General features: G+C 36.3%; 18 protein-coding genes. 12 read left to right on the top strand and 6 right to left on the bottom strand.

Annotated elements, in window-relative coordinates; all coding sequences use genetic code 11:
- Positions 1-25 precede the first annotated feature (25 nt).
- Positions 26-2,263: a hypothetical protein gene (locus V7S76_RS01385; protein ID WP_459508206.1), complete on the top strand. Its 2,238-nt coding sequence runs from the start codon at positions 26-28 to the stop codon at positions 2,261-2,263.
- Positions 2,264-2,390: 127 nt separating this feature from the next.
- On the top strand, positions 2,391-3,182 hold the full coding sequence (locus V7S76_RS01380) for a glycerophosphodiester phosphodiesterase (protein WP_459508205.1): 792 nt from the start codon (positions 2,391-2,393) through the stop codon (positions 3,180-3,182).
- Positions 3,183-3,657: 475 nt separating this feature from the next.
- On the opposite strand, the gene V7S76_RS01375 is transcribed toward V7S76_RS01380, so the two are convergent.
- Positions 3,658-4,503 carry a helix-turn-helix transcriptional regulator gene (locus V7S76_RS01375; protein WP_459508204.1) on the bottom strand — a complete coding sequence of 282 codons (846 nt, stop codon included), beginning with the start codon at positions 4,501-4,503 and terminating at the stop codon, positions 3,658-3,660.
- 173 nt (positions 4,504-4,676) lie between these two features.
- Between V7S76_RS01375 and V7S76_RS01370 the strand changes: the two genes are divergently transcribed.
- Together V7S76_RS01370 and V7S76_RS01365 are read left to right on the top strand one after the other, a co-directional pair.
- Positions 4,677-5,633, top strand: coding sequence for a phytanoyl-CoA dioxygenase family protein (locus tag V7S76_RS01370; RefSeq protein ID WP_459508203.1), 957 nt, complete (start codon positions 4,677-4,679; stop codon positions 5,631-5,633).
- 73 nt (positions 5,634-5,706) lie between these two features.
- The gene (locus V7S76_RS01365; RefSeq protein ID WP_459508202.1) at positions 5,707-6,483 is read left to right on the top strand and encodes a 3-keto-disaccharide hydrolase; all 777 of its coding nucleotides are present in this window, start codon (positions 5,707-5,709) and stop codon (positions 6,481-6,483) included.
- On the opposite strand, the gene V7S76_RS01360 is transcribed toward V7S76_RS01365, so the two are convergent.
- The 3 genes from V7S76_RS01360 to V7S76_RS01350 all read right to left on the bottom strand — a co-directional run bounded on the left by V7S76_RS01360 (position 6,484) and on the right by V7S76_RS01350 (position 10,665).
- A complete protein-coding gene (locus V7S76_RS01360; RefSeq protein WP_459508201.1) occupies positions 6,484-7,887 on the bottom strand; it encodes an FG-GAP repeat domain-containing protein in 1,404 nt (467 codons plus the stop codon).
- A 17-nt stretch (positions 7,888-7,904) separates the two neighbouring features.
- Entirely contained in the window at positions 7,905-9,293 is a 1,389-nt protein-coding gene (locus V7S76_RS01355; protein ID WP_459508200.1) for an FG-GAP repeat domain-containing protein, read from the bottom strand.
- 535 nt (positions 9,294-9,828) lie between these two features.
- Complete coding sequence (locus V7S76_RS01350; RefSeq protein WP_459508199.1) at positions 9,829-10,665, bottom strand: alpha/beta fold hydrolase; 837 nt, start codon at positions 10,663-10,665, stop codon at positions 9,829-9,831.
- A gap of 74 nt (positions 10,666-10,739) precedes the next feature.
- On the opposite strand from V7S76_RS01350, the gene V7S76_RS01345 reads away from it, so the two are divergent.
- Complete coding sequence (locus tag V7S76_RS01345) at positions 10,740-11,942, top strand: helix-turn-helix domain-containing protein (protein WP_459508198.1); 1,203 nt, start codon at positions 10,740-10,742, stop codon at positions 11,940-11,942.
- Between the two features lie 163 nt (positions 11,943-12,105).
- Here the strand turns inward: V7S76_RS01345 and V7S76_RS01340 are convergent, their stop codons facing one another.
- Positions 12,106-12,594, bottom strand: a complete 489-nt coding sequence (locus V7S76_RS01340; protein ID WP_459508197.1) for an ester cyclase — start codon at positions 12,592-12,594, stop codon at positions 12,106-12,108.
- A 174-nt stretch (positions 12,595-12,768) separates the two neighbouring features.
- Between V7S76_RS01340 and V7S76_RS01335 the strand changes: the two genes are divergently transcribed.
- Both V7S76_RS01335 and V7S76_RS01330 read left to right on the top strand, forming a co-directional pair.
- On the top strand, positions 12,769-13,677 hold the full coding sequence (locus tag V7S76_RS01335) for a nuclear transport factor 2-like protein (RefSeq protein WP_459508196.1): 909 nt from the start codon (positions 12,769-12,771) through the stop codon (positions 13,675-13,677).
- Between the two features lie 36 nt (positions 13,678-13,713).
- On the top strand, positions 13,714-14,136 hold the full coding sequence (locus tag V7S76_RS01330) for a hypothetical protein (RefSeq protein WP_459508195.1): 423 nt from the start codon (positions 13,714-13,716) through the stop codon (positions 14,134-14,136).
- A 177-nt stretch (positions 14,137-14,313) separates the two neighbouring features.
- Here the strand turns inward: V7S76_RS01330 and V7S76_RS01325 are convergent, their stop codons facing one another.
- Entirely contained in the window at positions 14,314-15,408 is a 1,095-nt protein-coding gene (locus tag V7S76_RS01325; RefSeq protein ID WP_459508194.1) for a tetratricopeptide repeat protein, read from the bottom strand.
- 93 nt (positions 15,409-15,501) lie between these two features.
- On the opposite strand from V7S76_RS01325, the gene V7S76_RS01320 reads away from it, so the two are divergent.
- Genes V7S76_RS01320 through V7S76_RS01300 form a run of 5 tightly spaced genes read left to right on the top strand, consistent with a single transcriptional unit; the run spans position 15,502 to position 21,342 of the window.
- Positions 15,502-16,746 (top strand): M16 family metallopeptidase, encoded by a 1,245-nt coding sequence (locus V7S76_RS01320; protein ID WP_459508193.1) that lies wholly within the window; start codon positions 15,502-15,504, stop codon positions 16,744-16,746.
- A 24-nt stretch (positions 16,747-16,770) separates the two neighbouring features.
- A complete protein-coding gene (gene ispF, locus V7S76_RS01315) occupies positions 16,771-17,250 on the top strand; it encodes a 2-C-methyl-D-erythritol 2,4-cyclodiphosphate synthase (RefSeq protein WP_459508192.1) in 480 nt (159 codons plus the stop codon).
- Between the two features lie 3 nt (positions 17,251-17,253).
- Entirely contained in the window at positions 17,254-19,503 is a 2,250-nt protein-coding gene (locus tag V7S76_RS01310) for a RelA/SpoT family protein (RefSeq protein WP_459508191.1), read from the top strand.
- A gap of 49 nt (positions 19,504-19,552) precedes the next feature.
- Positions 19,553-20,038: a Fur family transcriptional regulator gene (locus V7S76_RS01305; protein ID WP_459508190.1), complete on the top strand. Its 486-nt coding sequence runs from the start codon at positions 19,553-19,555 to the stop codon at positions 20,036-20,038.
- A gap of 20 nt (positions 20,039-20,058) precedes the next feature.
- Positions 20,059-21,342, top strand: a complete 1,284-nt coding sequence (locus V7S76_RS01300; protein WP_459508189.1) for an adenylosuccinate synthase — start codon at positions 20,059-20,061, stop codon at positions 21,340-21,342.
- Position 21,343: the final 1 nt, after the last annotated feature.

Here is a 21,343-nt window from a genome sequence, read left to right as displayed (position 1 = left end):
TAGCTATTTATATTCCAATCTACCTATGAAAACGATTCAACTTTATCTATTTCTATGCCTAGGATTATTGTCCTTTTTTCACCCATCCATGGGACAAAAAAGCCAACAACCTGTTTATCAAGATAAACCCTATTGGCAAGATTATAGTATCAAATATTACTTAAATAAAGATGAATCAAATGTTCTGATAAATGCGGAATCTGACAGAAATGGCAATATTATTTTAATGGGATCCAACGGCACTTTATTGCCACATGATGGCGAATTTTTATTTCCAGGCACATTACTCAAAGACCAAAAGTATAGAACCAGTGCTCCAAAAAGAATCGCTGCGCTTACGAAGTACCAAAACCAATTTATTTTATTGGATGATAAAGCTATTTTAAGTCATGCTTTTGCGGGAAGTATCTACTCGCACCACGAACTGCCCACAGCCAAGCAAGTAGTTGGGGGCAAAGATTTCAGCTTTTTACTAACAGATGGTCACCAAGTTCAACTCAACCAACAGTCAAAAACGCTTTTAACCCTTTCCATTCAAGATGATATGATTCTTGATATGATTTACCAAGCCTCAAGTGATCAATTTTTCCTACTGGGTCGTCAATCCATTTATTGTCTTTCCCCTTCTCAAAAAAGCCTTAAAAAATGTTTTTCGGGCGGCCCTTTTACCGCATTTGACATCGCTGAAAATTCGAACAAATTATATATAGGAACCCCCAATGGTTATTTCATTTTTGACACAAAAACACAAAAACAGTCGGGTGAGATTCAACAAAAATTACCTTGGACAGACATTACGTCGATAAAATCCATTGGAGATAAAATCTGGTTTGGAACGAATAAAGGTGCCTTTGCCATGAAATCGAATGGCAAATTTGATTATTACAATGGAGAAAGATGGTTACCCAGTAACGAAGTGAAACATATCGCTGAAGGTCCCAATCATTCTGTTTTAATTACGACAACTACAGGTTTGGGACAAATTTGTTTCAAAAAAATGACCTTGCATGAAAAGGCTGTTTTTTACGATCAACAAGTCCGTAAAAGGCATATTCGAAATGGATTCAATGCCAATTTGGATCATATTCAAAAAGGAAATGTAAACACGGGTTATTTAGCCGATTCAGATAACGATGGCCTCTGGACTTCCATGTATTTAGGTGGAGAAATTTTCCGATATGCAGTCACAAAGGACCCTGAAGCTTTACAAAATTGTCGAGAATCCTTGGACGCGATGGAACGTTTGTATAAGCTGACTCCTGTTCCTGGATTTCCTGCTCGCTCCTTTGAACGGAGAGGTTTTATTTCTAGTTTATCCGATCCAGAAAGATGGCAACATTCACCAGATCCTGAATGGGATTTTAAATCGACAACCAGCAGTGATGAGGTTATTGGACATATTTTTGCTTTTGGTGCCATGGCAGAATTGGTGGATGATGCCGATTTAAAGAAGCGCTCCATTGTATTGATCGACACCTTGATGTCGCATATTTTAAAAAACAATATGTATTTAATCGATTTTGATGGCAAACCAACCATGTGGGGAAAATGGCATCCGGATTATGTAAATTCCTTTCCAATAAATGTAGGCGACCGAAAACTAAATTCATCTAACATCACCGCGATGTTGCAAACGGCTTATCATTTCACCAAAAAAGAAAAATACAAACAAAAAGCTTTCGAGTTGTTAACCAAATACGGCTACTATGAAAATTTAATGCGTCCATTCAGTATTTTAGGTCAAGCTGATCCTAATGCAGACGAACATGCCAAAAACATGTCAGATAGCTGGAATCATTCGGACGACGAAATGTATTATGTGGGTTACTGGGGGCTTTACCGATATGCGTTTAATGACACCTTGAAAGCAAGTTTCAAAAAATCCATTCTAGATCACTGGCAAATTGAACGACCTGAAAAAGAAGGAGCTTGGAACATTTTTACTGCTTTAACGAAAACAAATCAATTCGATTTGGAGGAAGCCGCTTGGTATTTAAGAGAACATCCGTTGGATTTGATCGATTGGAATATTCAAAATAGTCATAGAAAAGACATTGTCACCATACCTGATAATTTCCGTAAACAAACCACCAAAGAGGTCTTGCCTCCTGATGAAAGACAAGTGCAAAGACATAATGCCAATATGTTCAATTTGGATCGAAATGGCGGAAATGGCCGTTCTGAATATAGTGCAGGCGACATTTGGTTATTGCCTTATTGGATGGGTAGATATTTGGGGGTTATTTCAGCACCGAGGAATTAGGTTATAGGTAAAAGGTAATAGGTAATAGTAGAGTCGACCCTTGCGGTCGACTTAGGTTATTGGTAAAAGCGACCGATACCTGAGTAGAGTCGACCCTTGCGGTAATTCTATGAAATAATTTAAACAAATGAAATACACTTGGATTAATTATTGTTGGATCATTCTTTTAAGCATATCCAGCATTGGTTTTGCACAATCGAACATCCAAATTTCTGCGCACAGAGGAAATTCGGGAGAAGCACCAGAAAATACCTTGGCGACGTTCCAAAAAGTGTTGGAATTGGGAGTAGATTTCATAGAAATCGATGTGAGAACTTCAAAAGATAATCAATTAGTCATTTTACATGATGGGACTTTGAACCGGACAAGCAATGGAATAGGTCCGATAGCTCAGTTGACCTTGTCAGAGATAAAAAAATTAAAGGCCAACAAAGGTTGGGAGCAAGCCTTTCCTGAGGAGCAAATACCAAGCTTAGAAGAAACTGCCCAATTGATCTACCATTGGAATAAAAACCATTCCAAAAAAACCTATATCTATGTAGATTGCAAACAAGTGGCACCTAAGCCTTTGGTTGAAATACTAAAAAAATATGATTTAGCTAATCAGTCCGTTTTTTATGGTTCAGATGATTTTTTGTCGCTGTTGAAACAGGTCTATCCTGCTTCAAAACGGATGCCAAGCTTGGATGCTGAATCAGAAATAAATGCTAAAATTGAACATCTACAACCCTATGCCTTTGATGTATCTTGGTTAATCTTAAATGAACATTTGGTTCAAAAAATCCATGATAAAAAGATAAAAGTATTCACTGATGTATTAGGTCCGCTGGATAATCCAACTAATTACCAAAAAGCGCAAGATTGGAAAATTGATTTGATTCAAACGGATCATGCTAATTTGGTTAGAGGTAATAGGTAATCATGCGAATTAAGGGTTGATATTTCCAATGATTAATCTCTTTCTTTACCGTTTTGGAATTCGATACTTCGACAGGCTCAACAACCGCGTACATCCACTGTTCGTAATCACAAAAACCTTTGTTCTTAAAGCTAATTATATCTCGTTACTTACGGTTAATCCGACGAAAGATTTGAACGAAGCGGTAGGCGGAGCTTTGACAACGCGCATGGGGTATGTGCGTCAGGGTCAAAGAAAATAGCCGAAAGCGTAGTGAAAATCGGTCAGCTTGCTGATTCGTCTTGGATTAACTTGCGACTAATAAGTTTTTTTGTTTCTTTTTTTCTAAAAAAAGAAATGCCTTGGAAAAAGAATTAGCCAATAAATGGCATTTTTAGGTAATAGGTATTAGGTAAAAGGTATTAGGTAATAGGTAATAGGTAAAAGGTAATAGGTATTAGGTAATAGGTATTAGGTAATTCTTAATTCTACATGCTCAAATCTTAATACTTACTTCATACCTCGAAGGCACCTCCCCTGTCCATTTCTTAAATACGCGATTAAAATACGATAAACTTTCAAAGCCAGATGTGAAGCATGTTTCCGTAACTGTTTTATGCTGTAACAATAGCTTTTTGGCATAATTAACACGGTATTGATTGACAAAATCCGTATATGTTAGATGGGTGCTTTTTTTAAAATACCGACAAAATGCGGGAACACTTAAACTAACTTCATCCGATATGGATTGAATATCAATCGGGTTTTGAAAATTTTTCTCGACAAATTGGTAAATGCGATGTGTTCGTTCTTGTTGTTTCAAGACGCTTTGATGGGCAATGGGTCGAACGTTTAATTCTACATATTCATCGCTATCCGCCAAAAATTGAAAAATACTCATTAATTCCATAAACTGATAAAACCGATCCAAACTTTGCATTTTCTTTAAACGTTCACCAGCCATTCGCTTGGTCTCTCCAAAAAACGCTAAACCAGATTTGGCTCTTTCCATCAAATCAAGTACTCGATTTAATTCAGGTATGGCCGATAAGCCTTTTTCAAAATAATGTTCTGGAAATTGAATCACGACAGTTTCTGCCACAGTTTTGACACCAAAATCAAAATTCAAATGAGGAATATGTGGCCCAATTAAAGCTAAATCGCTACCGTAATAAGTAGAAATATGATCACCAATATGTCGTATGCCTTTTTCTGCCTCCACATAGACCAATTCAATTTCAGGATGAAAATGCCAATAGAAAACTTCATTCAATTTCGGAGTTAATAAGATCCGAAATGAACTATTTTCATCCCTTTGAATTTGTTCTAAATTTAATTTCATTGACTAAATATCTAAAAATTATAGATTTTTATCAAATTAAATATCAATGCAGTTCAAATATTCGTCAATATAGAGAAAAATAAGGATAGAAATTCTGTGGAAATTTGTCCCAACAAAAACAAAGAAATTCTTATAAAATTAATATATTAGAAAACCTTCATACAATTTGGACTATGTCAAAAGAAACAATGCTACCCAATAACGCCCATTACGATATTCCCGGAAATCCATCCACTGCCAAAAGTAGTACACTACAATTAAACGATCGTTCCAATGGTGCCCCTCTTCGAGTATTAAGCGAAGATGATTGGGATTTCTGGAAATACAATGGCTACATCATCATCAAAAATGCCGTACCACGGGAACAAGCATTAGCTACAGCCGGTTTTCTTTGGGAATTTGAGGAAAAAAATCCCAATGACCCTACTACTTGGTACACCGCACCAAGGGCTGAGATGAAAATGAAAGAATTGGCCAACACCGGCATGGTGGAATGTTACAACAATCAACATTTGTGGAATAATCGTCAAATGCAACGTGTTTACGATGCCTTTGTAGATATTTGGGGAACGGAAAAATTATGGGTCACCATTGATCGTGCGAATTTGAATTTCCCTATTCGTCCCGGACATGAATACAAAGCCTTTATTCACTGGGATTATGATCCAGAAACCAAACCGGTAAATGTGCAAGGGGTATTGGCATTGGCGGATCAGTTAGATGAAAATATGGGCGGATTTCAATGCATTCCTGAACTTTTCAGAAACTATGACACTTGGAAACTAAGTCAGCCAGCAGACAGAGATCGCTTCAAGCCAGATACAACCGATTTCACTCCCACAAAAGTAAAATTAGAAGCTGGCGATTTATTGATTTTCAATAGCACCCAGCCGCATGGTATTCGAGCAAATAACAGCGATAAGGTACGTTGTGCACAATATATTTCCATGATGCCTGCGGAAGAAGATAATGAAGAATTACGTAATTGGCGCATTAACTCCTGGAAAAACCGCATCGCTCCAGAGGGTTACGCCTTCCCTGGTGACCCAAGAAACTGGGAACAAAGTAAGTATGAAACAGCCGAATTGAATGAGCTAGGAGAGAAAATTTTGGGATTGAAAAAATGGTGAGTTGAAAAATAGACTCAGATTTCTTTTTTAACATAATTATTTTCTAATTTACTGCAATTAAAAAACCTATTACATGAAAAAGATTCTGATTATCACCTTCTTAACATGCTCATTTTTGGCAAATGCCAAACCCAAAAAAGAAAAATGGATTCCATTATTCAATGGGAAAAGTTTAAAAAACTGGACGGTCAAAATCCATCATCATGAAGTTGGTGATAATTTCGGAAATACCTTTCGAGCAGAAGATGGGATGATCAAAGTTCGTTATGATCAATATGACAAATTCAACGAACGTTATGGGCATTTATATTTCAATCAACCTTTTTCGCACTACATTTTACGTTTACAATATCGCTTTACTGGAGTCTGGAGAAAAGACGCACCGAGCTACACCGAAAGAAATTCAGGTGTCATGTTTCACTCGCAAGACCCCAACACCATGCCCAAAGAACAAGACTGGCCGATTTCAGTTGAAATGCAATTCTTAGGAGTGTTGGCAGATGGTAAACCTAGACCCACCGGAAACATGTGCTCTCCAGGAACAGATGTCGTTTATCAAGGCAAAATCGACCCAAGACATTGCATCAATTCCACTTCACCAACCTTTGACAATGAACAATGGATTACGGCGGAATTAATCGTACGTGGCGATTCCTTGGTAACCCATAAAATCAATGGTCAAACCGTTTTGGAATACACCAACCCGCAAATGGGTGGTGGCGTGGCTAATCGTTATAATCCCGCTTTGAAAATTGACGGACAATTATTGAAAAGCGGTTTCATTGCCCTTCAAAGCGAAGGACAAGAAATCGATTTTAGAAATATTGAATTGCTGGATTTATCGAAATAATTATAATTTAAAATTACTGATATCAATCACTTTGAACTGATACCTCCCGGCATCGAGTAAAAAATCATATTGACCGGTAACACCCACAATTTTGAATTTTCCGTTCGACATCATACCTCTAATTTGATGGGTAATATTGGACTTTTCAGCAGGATTTATGACCAAATCTTTGTCGTAAAAGGCAAATGATTTGTTCTTATTATTTAACCAAAAACTATTTTTCAAATTGTAAGATGCCCCCATCCAACCACCAATGAAAATATCTTGCCAGCCATCACCATTAATATCAACGACATCAAAATACCGCTCTCCAACGGCGGTATTGGAAAATATATATTGTGGTCCTGCCGCAAAATTACCTTTGCCATCATTCCACCAAATTTGAATGCCTCCACCTGGATCTCCTTCAAATTCTAGGGCTAAATCCAATAATCCGTCATTGTTAAAATCCACGATTCGGGTTTCAATAGGACTTCTATTTTTCGATTTATCCAAAACAAAAAATCCTGAATCGAACTTCGTTTTCACATATTGAAATTTCTGAATTTGAGCGTTCCACGCAAATATGGCTATTCCTAAAAAGGGTCCGCTTAAAATGATTTCGGGTCGTGCATCGCCTAACACATTACCTACTCCAATGGAAGTCGCTTCCTCCATGTTTGGATAGGTCCCATCTAGGCCAGGGTCAGAAATAATTGTTCGATCCTCCGTAAAACTGCCATCCTTATTTTGAGAATAAAAATACATCCCTACTACACCAGAGTATCTTCCATTTTGACCTCCTAAGCGAGTGGCCACATTATCTTCCAAACCATCACCTGTTAAATCACCTTTGGCACTTGAATAAAAAGTATGATCTTCCGTTCCACTGGCCTTTGTAACCTTTAAGGTCATATTATCTTCTACCTGAATTTTTACACTCGGACCGCCAGGTAAGTTATTGGACCCGTAGGCTTCTGAACCAAATTCAGATAGGAAATAATTCCCCTCTGAACCCATATCGGATGAAACAGGACTGGAAAAATTGGTCAAAGGACCATCATAAATTTTATCCATTTCCCAAATCCCTGATTTATTGACTAAATGAATCAAGGGTACTTTGTTGACCGAAGTGGGATTTAAGACCAAGTGTTCAACACCTTTAAAGTTAAAAACCTTATAATGACAATGATCCAGTCCACCCGACAAACTTCCAATTTGAATCCAAGCATTATTGAATTGCACATCAGGCATTTTGGGATATGAGTTGCTTAGGTCAAAACGATAAGCCACGTATTTAAAAACACTGTCATTTTTAACCACTACAGGAGGTTGAACAAGAGGTGAGTTAGAGGGGCTTAATTCTTCTTTGGAACAAGAGAAAATTAGTAATAGGGTGATGATCAGAATTGAAAATAATTTCATGTAACGCATGGTTTAGATTAAAGTTGAATGCTTATATCAAGAAGTTTAAATCGATTTTCGGTTGGGCTGTTTATGTGCATATCTTCAAATCCGATATAATGGAGTTTGCCTTCCAACATGGCCCCTTTCATAAAACCAGGCTGAATTTTAGGAATTGAAATCGATTTCGAATAGGTTTTATAGGTTCCACTTTCATTCACTAAAATACAATTTTGTAATTGAATGCCTAAACCTGGATCATTACCAACAGTATTAGGTCTAAACAATTTACCATTTTGAAATGGATTCAAGAGAATATCCAAATCGCCATCATTATCTATATCAACTGTTTCAAATTCTCGAAATTGCAATACATCATGGGTGAATTCGATGTTCTGAGAAGGCTTAAAAGTTCCCTTACCATCATTGATCCAAATTTGAACTCCATTATAATTGAACCCTTCTGAAGCGATAGCCAAATCGAAATCTCCATCCTTATCAACATCCACTGGTTTGATGGAAGTTGCACCACGATCTGGATTCTCAAAAACCCCTAATTCGGCGGTAGACTTATAATCGTAAACTTTGGTGTTTGGATTGTAGGCCAAAATCAAAATAGAATGCCGTTTTTCATTTTTAATAGCACCATAAGTCGCTCGAATAATCTCCGACCGACCATCTTTATCTAGATCAAAAAGTAAAACTGCTCCGGCACTAACACTAAAATCCTTCCAACCCGAATACGTTATTAAATTTCTAGCTTCTGAAAAAGTCTTATCAGCATTTTGAGTATAGGCATGTAGATTATTATACCATTGCACTTCCGGCTTTTCTCCCATATTCAAACCCACCACATCAAATAAACCGTCGCCCGTTAAGTCGCCAACACCCACAGAATGATAAAAATTTTTCGATTTGGATACCTTGGTCCATTCTAATTTGTCTCCTTTTGTTTTAACCACAAACAAATCACCAAAAGGACGAGGAACATCCGTTTCATTTCCATGGTTGGCGATGGCATAAGTGCCATTATTATCAACCGCCACATAATTTCGAAACAAATCCATGGCCGCTTCGGGATAATAACCTTCCAAAACCCAAGTTCCCGATTTGTTCATAAAATGTAATGGTGGTGTAGGCGTCAAATCACTGGGATTTGAAATAATATGCTGAGTCCCATTTAAACTATACAAAATGGTACTACTAGTTGCTTGCGACAACTCTGACCCAAAACCATAAGGACTTGTCTTAACATTGGGTATGGTAAAATTAAATTCGGTGATTTGCAATGTATAATTATCCGCATTCACAGGAGTAGGATTAATCACAACTGGATTATTGCTAGCAGGAGTAGAATTAGGTGTAATTTCCTCCTTGTAACAAGAAGCAAATAGAAAAAGGAAAGAGATTAGGTATAAACTACGCACCAATATAATTTTAGAAACTAATTTACAAAAGTATAAAAATTATATTTATAATTTAAAAAGAACAATTTCTACCTATTACCTACCTTATACTTAATAATACGAATTAAGGGTTGAAATTTCCAATTATTAATTCTCTCAACATACCGCTTTTGGCTTCGACTCAGATCGATGGACGCTATTTATTCTTTTTTAGGACTTATAAATGAATTTACGGTTAATCCGACGAAAGATTTGAGCGAAGCGGTAGGCGGAGCTTTGACAATGCGCATGGGCGATGTGCGTCAGGGTCAAAGAAAATAGCCGAGAGCGGAGTGAAAATCAGTCAGCTTGCTGATTCGTCTTGGATTAACTGGCAGCAAATGAGTTTTTTTGTTTCTTTTTTTCTAAAAAAAAGAAATGCCTTAGAAAATGAATTAGCCAATAAATGGCAATGCTATATGGAATGTTGAGTTATTAATGAATATTTTAACCCTTAATTCGCATTAATACCTTTTATCTATTACCTTTTACCTATTACCTTTTACCTTTTAACCTATTACCTTAACTTATCTGCCTTTTCAATAATTCGATAAGGTTGTTTAAAAAAACGAGATACGGTTTGATTAAAAATATCTTTGTAAAAAATAGGTGTCGAATGTCCCGAATTAGGCAAAATCCACAAATAGGATTTGCGGATATTCTCCGCTATTTCCAAGGTGTGTTTGGCCAAAATAACATCATAATCTCCTCCAATGACCAAAGTGGGACATTGAATTTTTGCTAACTCTTCATGACTAATATGCGGCTGGAAATAAAGTAGATTTTGCAATTTTAACGACCGCTTAACGTCCAAACTCTGCGGTAAAACGCTTAAACTATCCATCGTTTTTTTAACATCTTGAACAACCCAAGCGTCAATAGCAATTTCAGCATCTGGAATTAAATTAGCTCCTGTCACAGCTAATTTCTTCACTTTCTTAGGATGTCGACTAGCTAACAACAAACCATTGATTCCACCATCACTCCAACCGATCACATAGGCTGAGTCCAATTTTAAATGATCTAATAAAGATGCAAAATCATCTGCCATCATCTCATATGACAAGGAATCTTGATCATCCAAAGATTTTCCTTGAGCCCGACTATCTGCAACAATGACTTGGTATTTTTGACTAAAAAATGGGATTTGATATTTAAAATTCTCGATGGATCCGCCATTTCCATGTATGATCAAAAGAGGCTCTCCCTTTCCATAAATTTCATAATACAAGTTACACCCACGAATGTTCACATACTTTCCTACCGACTTATTATTTCCATAAGGAATGGGGGAAGTTGATTTTTGAGCAAAAAGAAGAGGAACACAAAAAAAGAAGATAAATAAGATTTTCATACAATCGTTATGGAATAAGAGATGATTAATTAATGCAAGTTAAAGGTGAGAAAAAAAACTAATTTTCTTATATTGTGAGCAAATTATATCACAGTTTGGAAATATTAGCGCCGGTTTTTGGCATTTTTACATCGTTTATATTATTGTATTACCTAAGTTCATTAAATCGATCTAATATATTTTTAGCTCTATTTTTCTTATGTTGCAATCTGGTTGTCTTGGTCTATTTTGGACTACATTACAGTAAATTAGAATTCTGGGAAGGCATTTGTTTTGTACATTTCTTGCCGCTTTCATTTTTGTTGGGTCCGCTTCTATTTCTTTACATCAAACATACCGTTTCGAGTAAAAAAAACTTTCAAATCATTGATAGCATCCATTTATTACCCGCTCTTTTTGTGGCCATCGCCTGTTTACCTTTCACTACATTACCCTTGGATGTAAAGACAAAAATGGCACATGAAATCGTCAACATTACAGAAGACTACCGCTTAAATTTCTATTGGGTTACTTTTGAACAATTACTTTATGCGCGTTCACTGCATGTCATTATTTACGCAATAATTTCATTGATTTACTTTTTCGTTAATAAACGTATACTACTAAATCAGTTTGGTATTTTACCAAACAATCACGTCATCATTCAACGCTGGTTTTTCACGTTGATCTTTCTACAAGTCCTCATTGCAAGCACAAGTTTGGGACATATGATTACCTTGTATTTTGAGCCCTTCCCTATTTTAGGTATTTCCTCGATAGAACTTTTTAGCGAAGAACATTTTTTTAGAATTTGCGGTGGTGGATTTTTTATTCAAAACTTCTTCCTGTTTCTATTTCCAAAAATTTTGTACGGTAATATTTCCTATACACTAACAAACGATGAAGAAACTACCTTCCAGAAAATCAAATCAAGTTTTGCCAAACAAATAAAAAACAATTTTGAATCCGAAAAACTAGGTCCAATAATTGATGCTTATTTAATCGATGAACCATTTATTAAAAAAGAGTTTACCCTCTCGCAAATGTCATTTGATTTAAAAATACCTGAAAGAGCCTTATCAAACTATTTCAACAAAGAACTGAACAAAACCTTTGGAGAATGGAAAAATGATTTAAGAATCAATTATGCTTGTCAACTAATCGACAAAGGTGCAGCTAAAAAAATTACCATTGAAGCCATTTCATCGGAAGTCGGTTTTGTTTCCCGATCCAAATTCATAGATGCGTTTAAATCGAGAAAAGGAGTCACTCCCTCAGCATATATCAAAGAAAAATAAGAGAGAAAATAGGTAAAAGGTAATAGATAAAAGGTATTAGTGTTTAGTTATTAGTTGTTAGTAAAATAATTAGTCTAAATATTTCAGGACAAGACACCTATTACCTATTACCTTTTAACTATTACCTTTTACCTATTACCTATTACCTTTTACCTAAGTTATATTAGTTTCTTGGTATCAAACCCAATTGTTGCATAAATTCTAGGTTATCCATAAAATCTTGCTCCTCAGCAATTTTACCATCTTTCATCTTAGCAATGGTGCAACCAACAACATTGACTGTCTTACCCGTGGCAGGAATGCCAAAAAATGGACCTGTATGTTTCCCTTTGAATTGCCAGTATTTAACCAATTTATCCCCATCTGCAAAAATCTCCTTTACTGTAAATTCGCGTTCCGAAAAACCAGTCACATAATTTTCATAATAAGCTTTCGCATTTGCCTTGCCTTTAACTTCTGGAATCGTGTGCAAAACAGCATCATCCACATAGGCTGAATCCAAAATATTGGTACGACCTTCGTTGATCGCCACTTCCCAAACACGTGAATAATATGCGATATTTTCTTTTCCCAATTTCGCCTGTTGATCAGCTTCATTGCTACATGAAAACAATGAACTAGCCATCAAAACCATCAATAGTAATTTTTTCATAGATAAATATTTTTTGTGAATCCAAATCTATTCAATCCGCACCCCCTAAAGCAAAAAAGGCAAATCACCTTGTACCCAAAAACGTAAATCGGAACAATTTGATTTTCAAATAATAAATTCCAAGCTACCATCTTTCTTACTTGCATCTGTTATATCATTCAATAAAAATCACTCATGAAAAAAATGACCATTTGTCTTGCACTTATCGCAGGATCATTTTCCCTTTCAGCTCAAACAGCTGGAAAAATATTTCAAAAGGAAGATAAAGGAAAAGGCTTTCAATTAGGTTCCGAAAAAAGCGCGAACATCATTTTGGAATCTGTAAAAGCCTACAACTCCAATAGCTCAGAAGCAGAAGCCGTTTTCTATTCAGACGAAATGCAAAAATCGGGCGGCGATTATAATCGCAAATGGCATAAGATGATGAAATCATTGAACAATGTTCCTCTATCCATTTTACCCATTAAAGTTCAAGGCTCAACTGATGAAATTGTCATGTTGCAATCGACAGAAGAACGCGTATTCAATAATGGCTCCAAACAAAAGGTTAACTTATTTGAATTATTCAAATTAAACAAGGAAGGTAAAATCATTGATTTCAATCAATATGTGAATATTCCTGCCGATAATGAATTTGGTAAAACATCTGGTGGAAAATACATCGCCAACAAACCGAACGTAGAGGTAGATGGAAGACCATTTCAATTTTCGAATAGAGGAGAGGTTGCTTCGATGGAAAAATTCGTGAAAGCATACAATGCCATGGATGCAAAAACGGCTGCGGAGGTGATGGCAGATGAAGTAATTATCGAAGATTTTGATGGGAATAAAAGCATCTTGAAAAAAGATATGCTTCCAGCCATGTTTGCTGAATTTAAATCCTTGGATTGGAAACCTTACATGATTCTTCCTTTCAAATTAAAAGATACCGATCCTGTTTCCGGAGCCATGGTATATGCTACTGAAAAACGAGTTCTCAAAGATGGAACCGTTTGGGAGAAAAATTTAGTCGAATTTTTCCGTTTCAATTTGGATGGTAAAATCGATTCAGTTGAACAATTTTCTAGAGGATTAAAAAAGTAATTATAATCAATTTTCACACAATTTAAACTTACAACTATGAAAAAAACAACCCAACTTTGCTTGTTCCTTTTTGCATTATTAGCATTCTCATTTGCTTCAAATGCCCAAACATCTAAAAAAGGATCATTAATTGGTCTTCACTCAGGTACATTAAAATTAGCCCCTAATGTAACCATGAAACAATATGTTGATTTCTTCCACAACTCACTTCAACCACAATTGGAGAAAGAATTTCAGTGCAAACTGATTTTGGTTCAAGGGGTACGTGGTAAAGGTCAAAATCAAATTGGATTTATTTGGCTTTTTGAATCAGATGCGGCAAGAAACAAAGTATACAAATCAGAAGGTGTTTATACCCCATTTGGTCAAAATGCGATGAATAAAGTCCAAAAAACATTAGATGCTTGGAATAAACTAGGCACATCAGAAACTACTTATACAGATTGGTCGGTATTGTAATTTAGTCCAATTATAAGTCTAAAGAATCACCATCTCAAAGGAGAAAATCTAGACTTTCAGGATGCGCGGTCGGTCAATGTGTTTGTAGTATTATATGTTCTAAATAATTTAAGTAAACCTTAAGCTCTTGTGTTAATTCATTTAACACAGGGCTAAGGTTTATAAGAAATTCATACATCAATTCAATTCCTCCAAAGAATTTTTGTATTCCACCACTTCTTTGGCTAATCGTTGGTAATATTTCATTTTCTGATGTTGTCCCCTTTTTTTAGCAATTCTCGCTAATCCTAAATAAGCTAAACCACGAATATCTTTGGTAAATCTTTCCTCAAAAGGGTATTGAAGTGATTTTAGATAATGACCTTCCGCAGCGATCAAATTGTTTTTTTTGTGCTCTTCTTTCCATCCATAAAAAACCGAAGCGGCTCCCAGGTAATAAGGTATTTTGGTGTTTTCCAGTAATTGAATATACTTTTCAGCTTCTTCAAAATTCCCTGTCAATGTTAAAATTTCGGCTCTTTGAAGAATATACCAATGATTATTAGGATGCTTCTGAATTAATATCGTATTGTAAGGAAGGGCTTTAGCTGGTGTACCTTCATACTTATTGTAGATGTACCCCAAATAGAATAAAGATTCATTTTTCACAAATAGTGTTTTCTTAGTGGCCATTTCCAAATAGTTCAATCCTAGTTTTTTATCCCCATCTTGAAAGAAAAACATGAATGGTTTGATGACAGGATGTAAATCGGGATAAGAGATTCTGTAATAATTGTAAATCCCCGAAGAATACAAGAATTCATATTGCTTATCGGTATTTTTTAATCCAATTTTCATGAAGCTATATGCTTTTTTGGCATAATTAACAGCTGCAAAAAACTTTTGATTATCAGCTTCATAGGCGGCTAAGAAGCCCAAGGATGCAGAGCAAAAAAAGGCCGCTTCTAAATCATTGTTATTTTTATCAAAAGCACTTTGTGCCAATTGGTAACACTTTTCCAAATAAGCCAAATAGTTTTTACTTTGAACGGGATGATCTTTTAAAGGGAAATACTGTTGTTCCCACTGCATGGCCAGTAGAAGATAAGGTGCAGGGCTGTTTGGGTATTTATTTTTTACTAGAAGAAAATTTTCGGTACTTTCCTTGAAATCATAATTATACAAATGAATCAAGCCTTCACTGATGAATGTTTTTGTCAAAGGGTCTTGCAATGCTTGTCCAAAACTTAAACTTGGACAGATAAATAAAAATATCAGTAAAAATGGACGCATTCAAGTGTTTTTGAAATGCAAATGTAAGTATTACTGTGGTTTTTGAACCTAATTTTTTACTTTTGTTATAGATCTTTTTTCAAATAATAATACATGATATCTTATCAACAATTTACCCTTTCAAATGGTCTTCAAGTCATTGTTCACGAAGATCATAGTACAACTTTAGCGGTGATGGATGTCATTTATGATGTTGGTAGCAGAGATGAAAATGAAAATCGTACCGGATTTGCCCATCTATTTGAACACTTGATGTTCGGAGGTTCTGAAAACATCCCCGATTATGATACTCCTTTACAAATGGTGGGAGGTGAAAATAATGCCTTTACGACACCGGATTTAACGAATTATTACATATCAGTCCCTTTCCAAAATTTAGAAACCGCTTTTTGGTTGGAATCAGACCGAATGAAACAATTGGCATTTAATCCACAATCTTTGGAGGTTCAAAGAAAGGTGGTCATTGAAGAGTTTAAACAACGTTATTTAAATCAGCCTTATGGAGATATTTGGTTGAAATTTCGTCCTTTCATTTACGAACATCACCCTTACCGTTGGGCAACCATCGGTGCTGATATCAAACACATTGAGGAAGCTACTTTGGAAGATGTAAAAGCATTTTTTGAAAAATATTATGTGCCGAAAAATGCTGTTTTGGTGGTGGCAGGAAGAGTAACCTTGGAACAAGTAAAAACATTGGCTCAAAAATGGTTTGAGCCCATTCCAAGTGGCGAAAAACCCCTTAGAAGTTTACCTCAGGAACCACCCTTCCCTTCTAATAAAAAAATGGAAATAGAAGGAAATGTGCCTTCGAATCGAATTTATAAGGTTTACCAAGTAGTTGGCCGTTATGATGATGGCTATCATGCCATTGATTTATTGTCGGATTTACTTGGCAGAGGCGATTCTTCCTTTTTGTATGAATATTTAGTCCATAATGAACGCATTTTTGATCAAATACAATCCTATTTAATGGGTTCCACCGATCCTGGTTTATTGGTCATTCAAGGTCAAGTTTGCGAAGGAGTTCCTGTGGAACAGGCTGATGCAGCAATAGAAAGAGTCATCAAACAATTCGCTGAAAATGGCATTACTGAAATGGCTTTGCAAAAAGTGAAAAACCAGGCTGAATCAAGTTTAGTTTTCTCAGAAGTAGAAGTGTTGAATAGAGCGATGAATTTGGCCATGGCCGCAAATGCAGGCAATGTGGATTGGGTCAATCAAGAAACAGATAAAATTTTTGCTGTTCAACAATCAGATTTAGAATTTTGGGCTAAAAAATTGTTTTTACAGGATTCTTCTTGCACCTTGTGGTACAAGAAAAGTTCAAATGAATAGAACTACGTTAATTTATATCATTCTATGAAAATAAGGGTAGGACAAGGCTATGATGTACACCAATGGAAAGAAGGCCGTCCATGTTTGTTGGGAGGAATTCTAATTCCATCGGAAAAAGGACCTTGGGGACATTCAGATGCTGATGTTGTTTGCCATGTTTTGTGTGATGCCCTTTTAGGAGCAGCCAATATGCGAAATATCGGGTTTCACTTTTCCGACAAAGATCCTCAGTGGAAAGGTGTTGCCTCTACTTTGTTATTGAATAAAGTCATGGAAATGATTCGTGAAGCAGGATGGGAATTAGGTAATGTGGATGTTACCATTATTTTGGATCAACCAAAATTGAATGCATTTATACCTTCTATGAAAGAAAATTTAAGTCAAGTAATGAAGGTGGATGTAGATCAAATTTCCATCAAAGCAACCACTTCAGAAGGAATGGGCTTTGTTGGAAGAGGAGAAGGAATTGCTGCGATAGCTGTCGCTTTAATACAAAAAGATTAGGAGATGCAAGTAGATTTGGAGAAAGAGCGTTTAGAGATTTTAAAAAGATACCGTAAATTATTGCGGACAGCCAAACCTTTTTTAAAAGATGATGATGCCAAACAAATCAAAATGGCATTTTTATTGTCTGCCGAAGCGCACAAAGATATGCGTCGTAAATCTGGGGAGCCCTATATTTATCATCCATTGGCAGTTGCTCAGATTTGCGTGGAAGAAATCGGTTTGGGAACAACTTCCATCATTTCTGCCTTGTTACATGATGTAGTGGAGGATACCAATTTTACATTGATAGATATCGAGAAAAGATTCGGTAAAAAAATCGCTTCTATCATCGATGGATTAACGAAAATTGCCGGAACCTTTGAATATGGTACTTCTCAGCAAGCAGAAAATTTCCGTAAAATGCTGTTGACCTTATCAGACGATATTCGAGTGATTTTGATTAAGTTGGCTGACCGTTTGCACAACATGCGCACTTTGACCAGCATGGCCAAGGAGAAGCAGTTGAAGATCGCTTCTGAAACGATATATTTGTATGCACCTTTGGCGCATCGATTGGGTTTAAATGCCATTAAAACCGAATTAGAAGATTTAGGTCTCAAGTTTACAGAACCCGAAGCGTATAAAGAAATCTCCAATAAGTTGATGGAAAACAAACGAAACAGAGAAAGTTTCGTGGAACATTTTATCAAACCAATTAAAAAGTCGTTGGATGATTTGACTTTTAATTACACCATAAAAGGTCGACCCAAATCGATTTACTCTATTTATAATAAAATCAAAAAAGGGAATACTGCTTTTGAGAAAATATACGATTTATTTGCCGTTCGAGTGGTTTTGGATGTTCCTTTGGAAAGAGAAAAAGCAGATTGTTGGGAGGTTTATAGTATTGTCACTGATCATTATCGACCCAATCCTAGTCGATTAAAAGACTGGGTTTCTACGCCTAAATCCAACGGATATGAGTCCTTGCATACCACCGTAATGAGCATGCCTTTTGGTATGGATAAAGAAGGTCGTTGGGTGGAGGTACAAATTCGTACCAAGCGAATGGATGAAATCGCTGAAAAAGGAGTTGCAGCGCATTTCAAGTACAAAGGAACGGATACAAGAACAAGTCAGGCATTTGAATCTTGGTTAAGTCAAGTTCGCGAGGCTTTAGAGTCGAATGATAAAAGTCAGTCAGCTGTTGAGTTAGTGGATGATATCAAAAATTCCTTGTACAGTGAGGAGGTTTTTGTGTTTACTCCCAAAGGAAAATTGGTAGTGATGCAATATGGGGCAACTGCCTTGGATTTTGCATTTGAGATTCATACGGAAGTGGGTGCCAAATGCATTGGTGCCAAAGTAGGTGGAAAACTGGTTCCATTGTCGCATAAATTAGTCAATGGAGATCAGATTGAAATTCTAACATCGAACAAACAAAAACCATCGGAAGATTGGCTTCGAATTGTTATTACCACCAAGGCAAAGGCTAGAATCAAAGATTGCATCAAAGAAGAAAACAAATCTCACTTAATCAAAGGGCGCGACATGATTGAGCATCGCCTCAAGATTTTGGGATATCCAGTTCTAACCTTAGAAATCACAAATCAATTGCGGGCTTATTACAATGCCAAAGATGCAAACGATTTATTTTACCGATTTGGGAAAGGATATATTGCGATTGAGCAATTGAAGCATTGGAAATCAGATAAGGAAATGCATGAAAGGAAGCAGGCAGAAAAAGCCATTAAAGCTCCTATTGTTGATAGCAAAACCTTCCGAAAGGAAATGCAAAGTATTCAGAATGATCGAAAAAATTCCGATACATTGTTAATTGGAGAAGACATGGACAAAGTGGATTATACATTAGCTAAATGTTGTAATCCAATTTCTGGAGATGAGGTATTTGGTTTTGTTACGATTAATGAAGGAATAAAAATTCATCGAAGCGCTTGTCCCAACTCTCCTGAATTATTATCACGGCATGGAGACCGGGTGATTAAGGCACAGTGGACGAGTCAAATAGCCATGTCATTTGTGGTTCATTTAGTTATTAGAGGTATAGATCGAGTTGGTTTGATCAATGATGTGACACGTGTTGTATCGGGAGAATTAAAAGTAAATATTACAGGTTTATCCATTGGGGTAAAAGAAGGATTATTTGAAGGTCAATTATCTTTGATGATTCAGGATACGAATCATTTAGATGCTTTGGTTACAGAACTAGAGCTAGTACCTGGAGTAATTGAAGTTGCGAGAGAAGAATAGTAGCTTTTTTCAGATATTTTGCCTTATTTTACGTCGATTTTTCAGTTAAATGTCCGCAAATTTAGATAAGTTCGATTCGGTTAAAAAGATTTTCACAGCCTATTTGGAAAACAAAGGACTGAGGAAAACTCCAGAGAGGTTCGCCATCCTGGAAGAGATCTATCTACGCGATGATCATTTTGATGTGGAGGAGTTATACATCTCCATGAAAAACAAAAAATATCAAGTTTCTCGTGCTACAGTGTACAATACTTTGGATGTATTGGTCGAATGTGATTTGGTCGCTAAGCATCAGTTTGGTAGAAATCAAGCGCAGTTCGAAAAATCGTATGGGCGAAGACAACATGATCATTTAATTTGTACAGATTGTCACAAAGTAACCGAATTTTGTGACCCACGTGTTCAAACAATACAAAGTTTAGTCGGTGAAATGTTACAGTTTAATGTAATGCACCACTCTTTAATATTTTATGGCTCTTGTACGAGAAAGAATTGCGAGCATCGTGCTCAGTTTCAATCGCGTGATCAAGAGTAAAATTTCAAACAATATATTTTATGGCTGTTGATGTATTATTAGGCTTACAATGGGGAGATGAGGGAAAAGGAAAAATTGTGGATGTTTTAGCTCCTCGCTATCAAGTAGTTGCTCGTTTTCAAGGTGGCCCAAATGCTGGCCATACGCTTGAATTTGATGGATTTAAGCACGTTTTACATCAGATTCCATCAGGAATATTTAGACAAGATGTTCAAAATATCATTGGAAACGGAGTGGTTTTGGATCCCATCATTTTCAAAAAAGAAATTGATGGATTAGCGAAATTCAATTTGGATTTGCGAAAAAATTTAGAAATTTCTAAAAAAGCTTCCATTATTTTACCATCTCACCGATTATTGGATGCTTGTTATGAAAAGTCGAAAGGCGATGCTAAAATTGGTTCAACTTTAAAAGGTATTGGACCGACCTATACGGATAAAATATCCCGCCAAGGTTTGCGTGTTGGGGATATGATTTCTCCAGATTTCAAATCGAAATATGATGCATTGGTTGCACGCCATAAAGCAATTTTAGATGTCTATCAATTTGAATATGATTTAGCGGAGGCAGAAAAAGAATTTTTTGCTGCTGTTGAATTCATGAAAGAATTCGCTTTGGTGGATTCAGAATATTCGGTTAACAAAGCCATTACGTTAGGAAAAACCATTTTAGCGGAAGGCGCTCAAGGGTCTTTATTGGACGTTGATTTTGGCTCTTATCCTTTTGTAACTTCCTCCAATACCATTACCGCCGGTGCTTGTACTGGATTAGGTGTAGCTCCAAAAAATATTGGCGAGGTTTTTGGAATTTTCAAGGCTTATGCTACTCGTGTAGGTTCTGGACCCTTTCCGACTGAATTAGAAGATGAGGTTGGAGAAGCGATGCGTCAAGAGGGCCGTGAATTTGGTTCTACGACTGGTCGTCCACGCCGTTGTGGTTGGATTGACCTTCCAGCATTGAAATATGCTATGATGATCAATGGGGTAACTCAATTGATTATGATGAAAGCAGATGTATTGAATATTTTCGATGAAATTCAAGTATGCACTGCCTATCAAATGCCGGATGGATCCATTACGGATCAAATTCCATTTGAGATTACAGATATTAAAGTCACACCAATTTATGAAACATTAAAAGGTTGGCATTGTTCATTGGAAGGTATGAGAAAGTTTGAACAATTACCTGCTGAATTAACGGCGTACATAGCGTTTTTGGAAAAACATTTGGAATTACCTATCAATTTTATTTCAACAGGCCCTGATCGCGAGGCTTGTGTATTAAGAGGTTATTTAGCTGAATAAA

It is taken from the genome of Aquirufa sp. ROCK2-A2, assembly GCF_054558485.1.
This window is presented reverse-complemented; position numbering and strand designations above follow the sequence as displayed.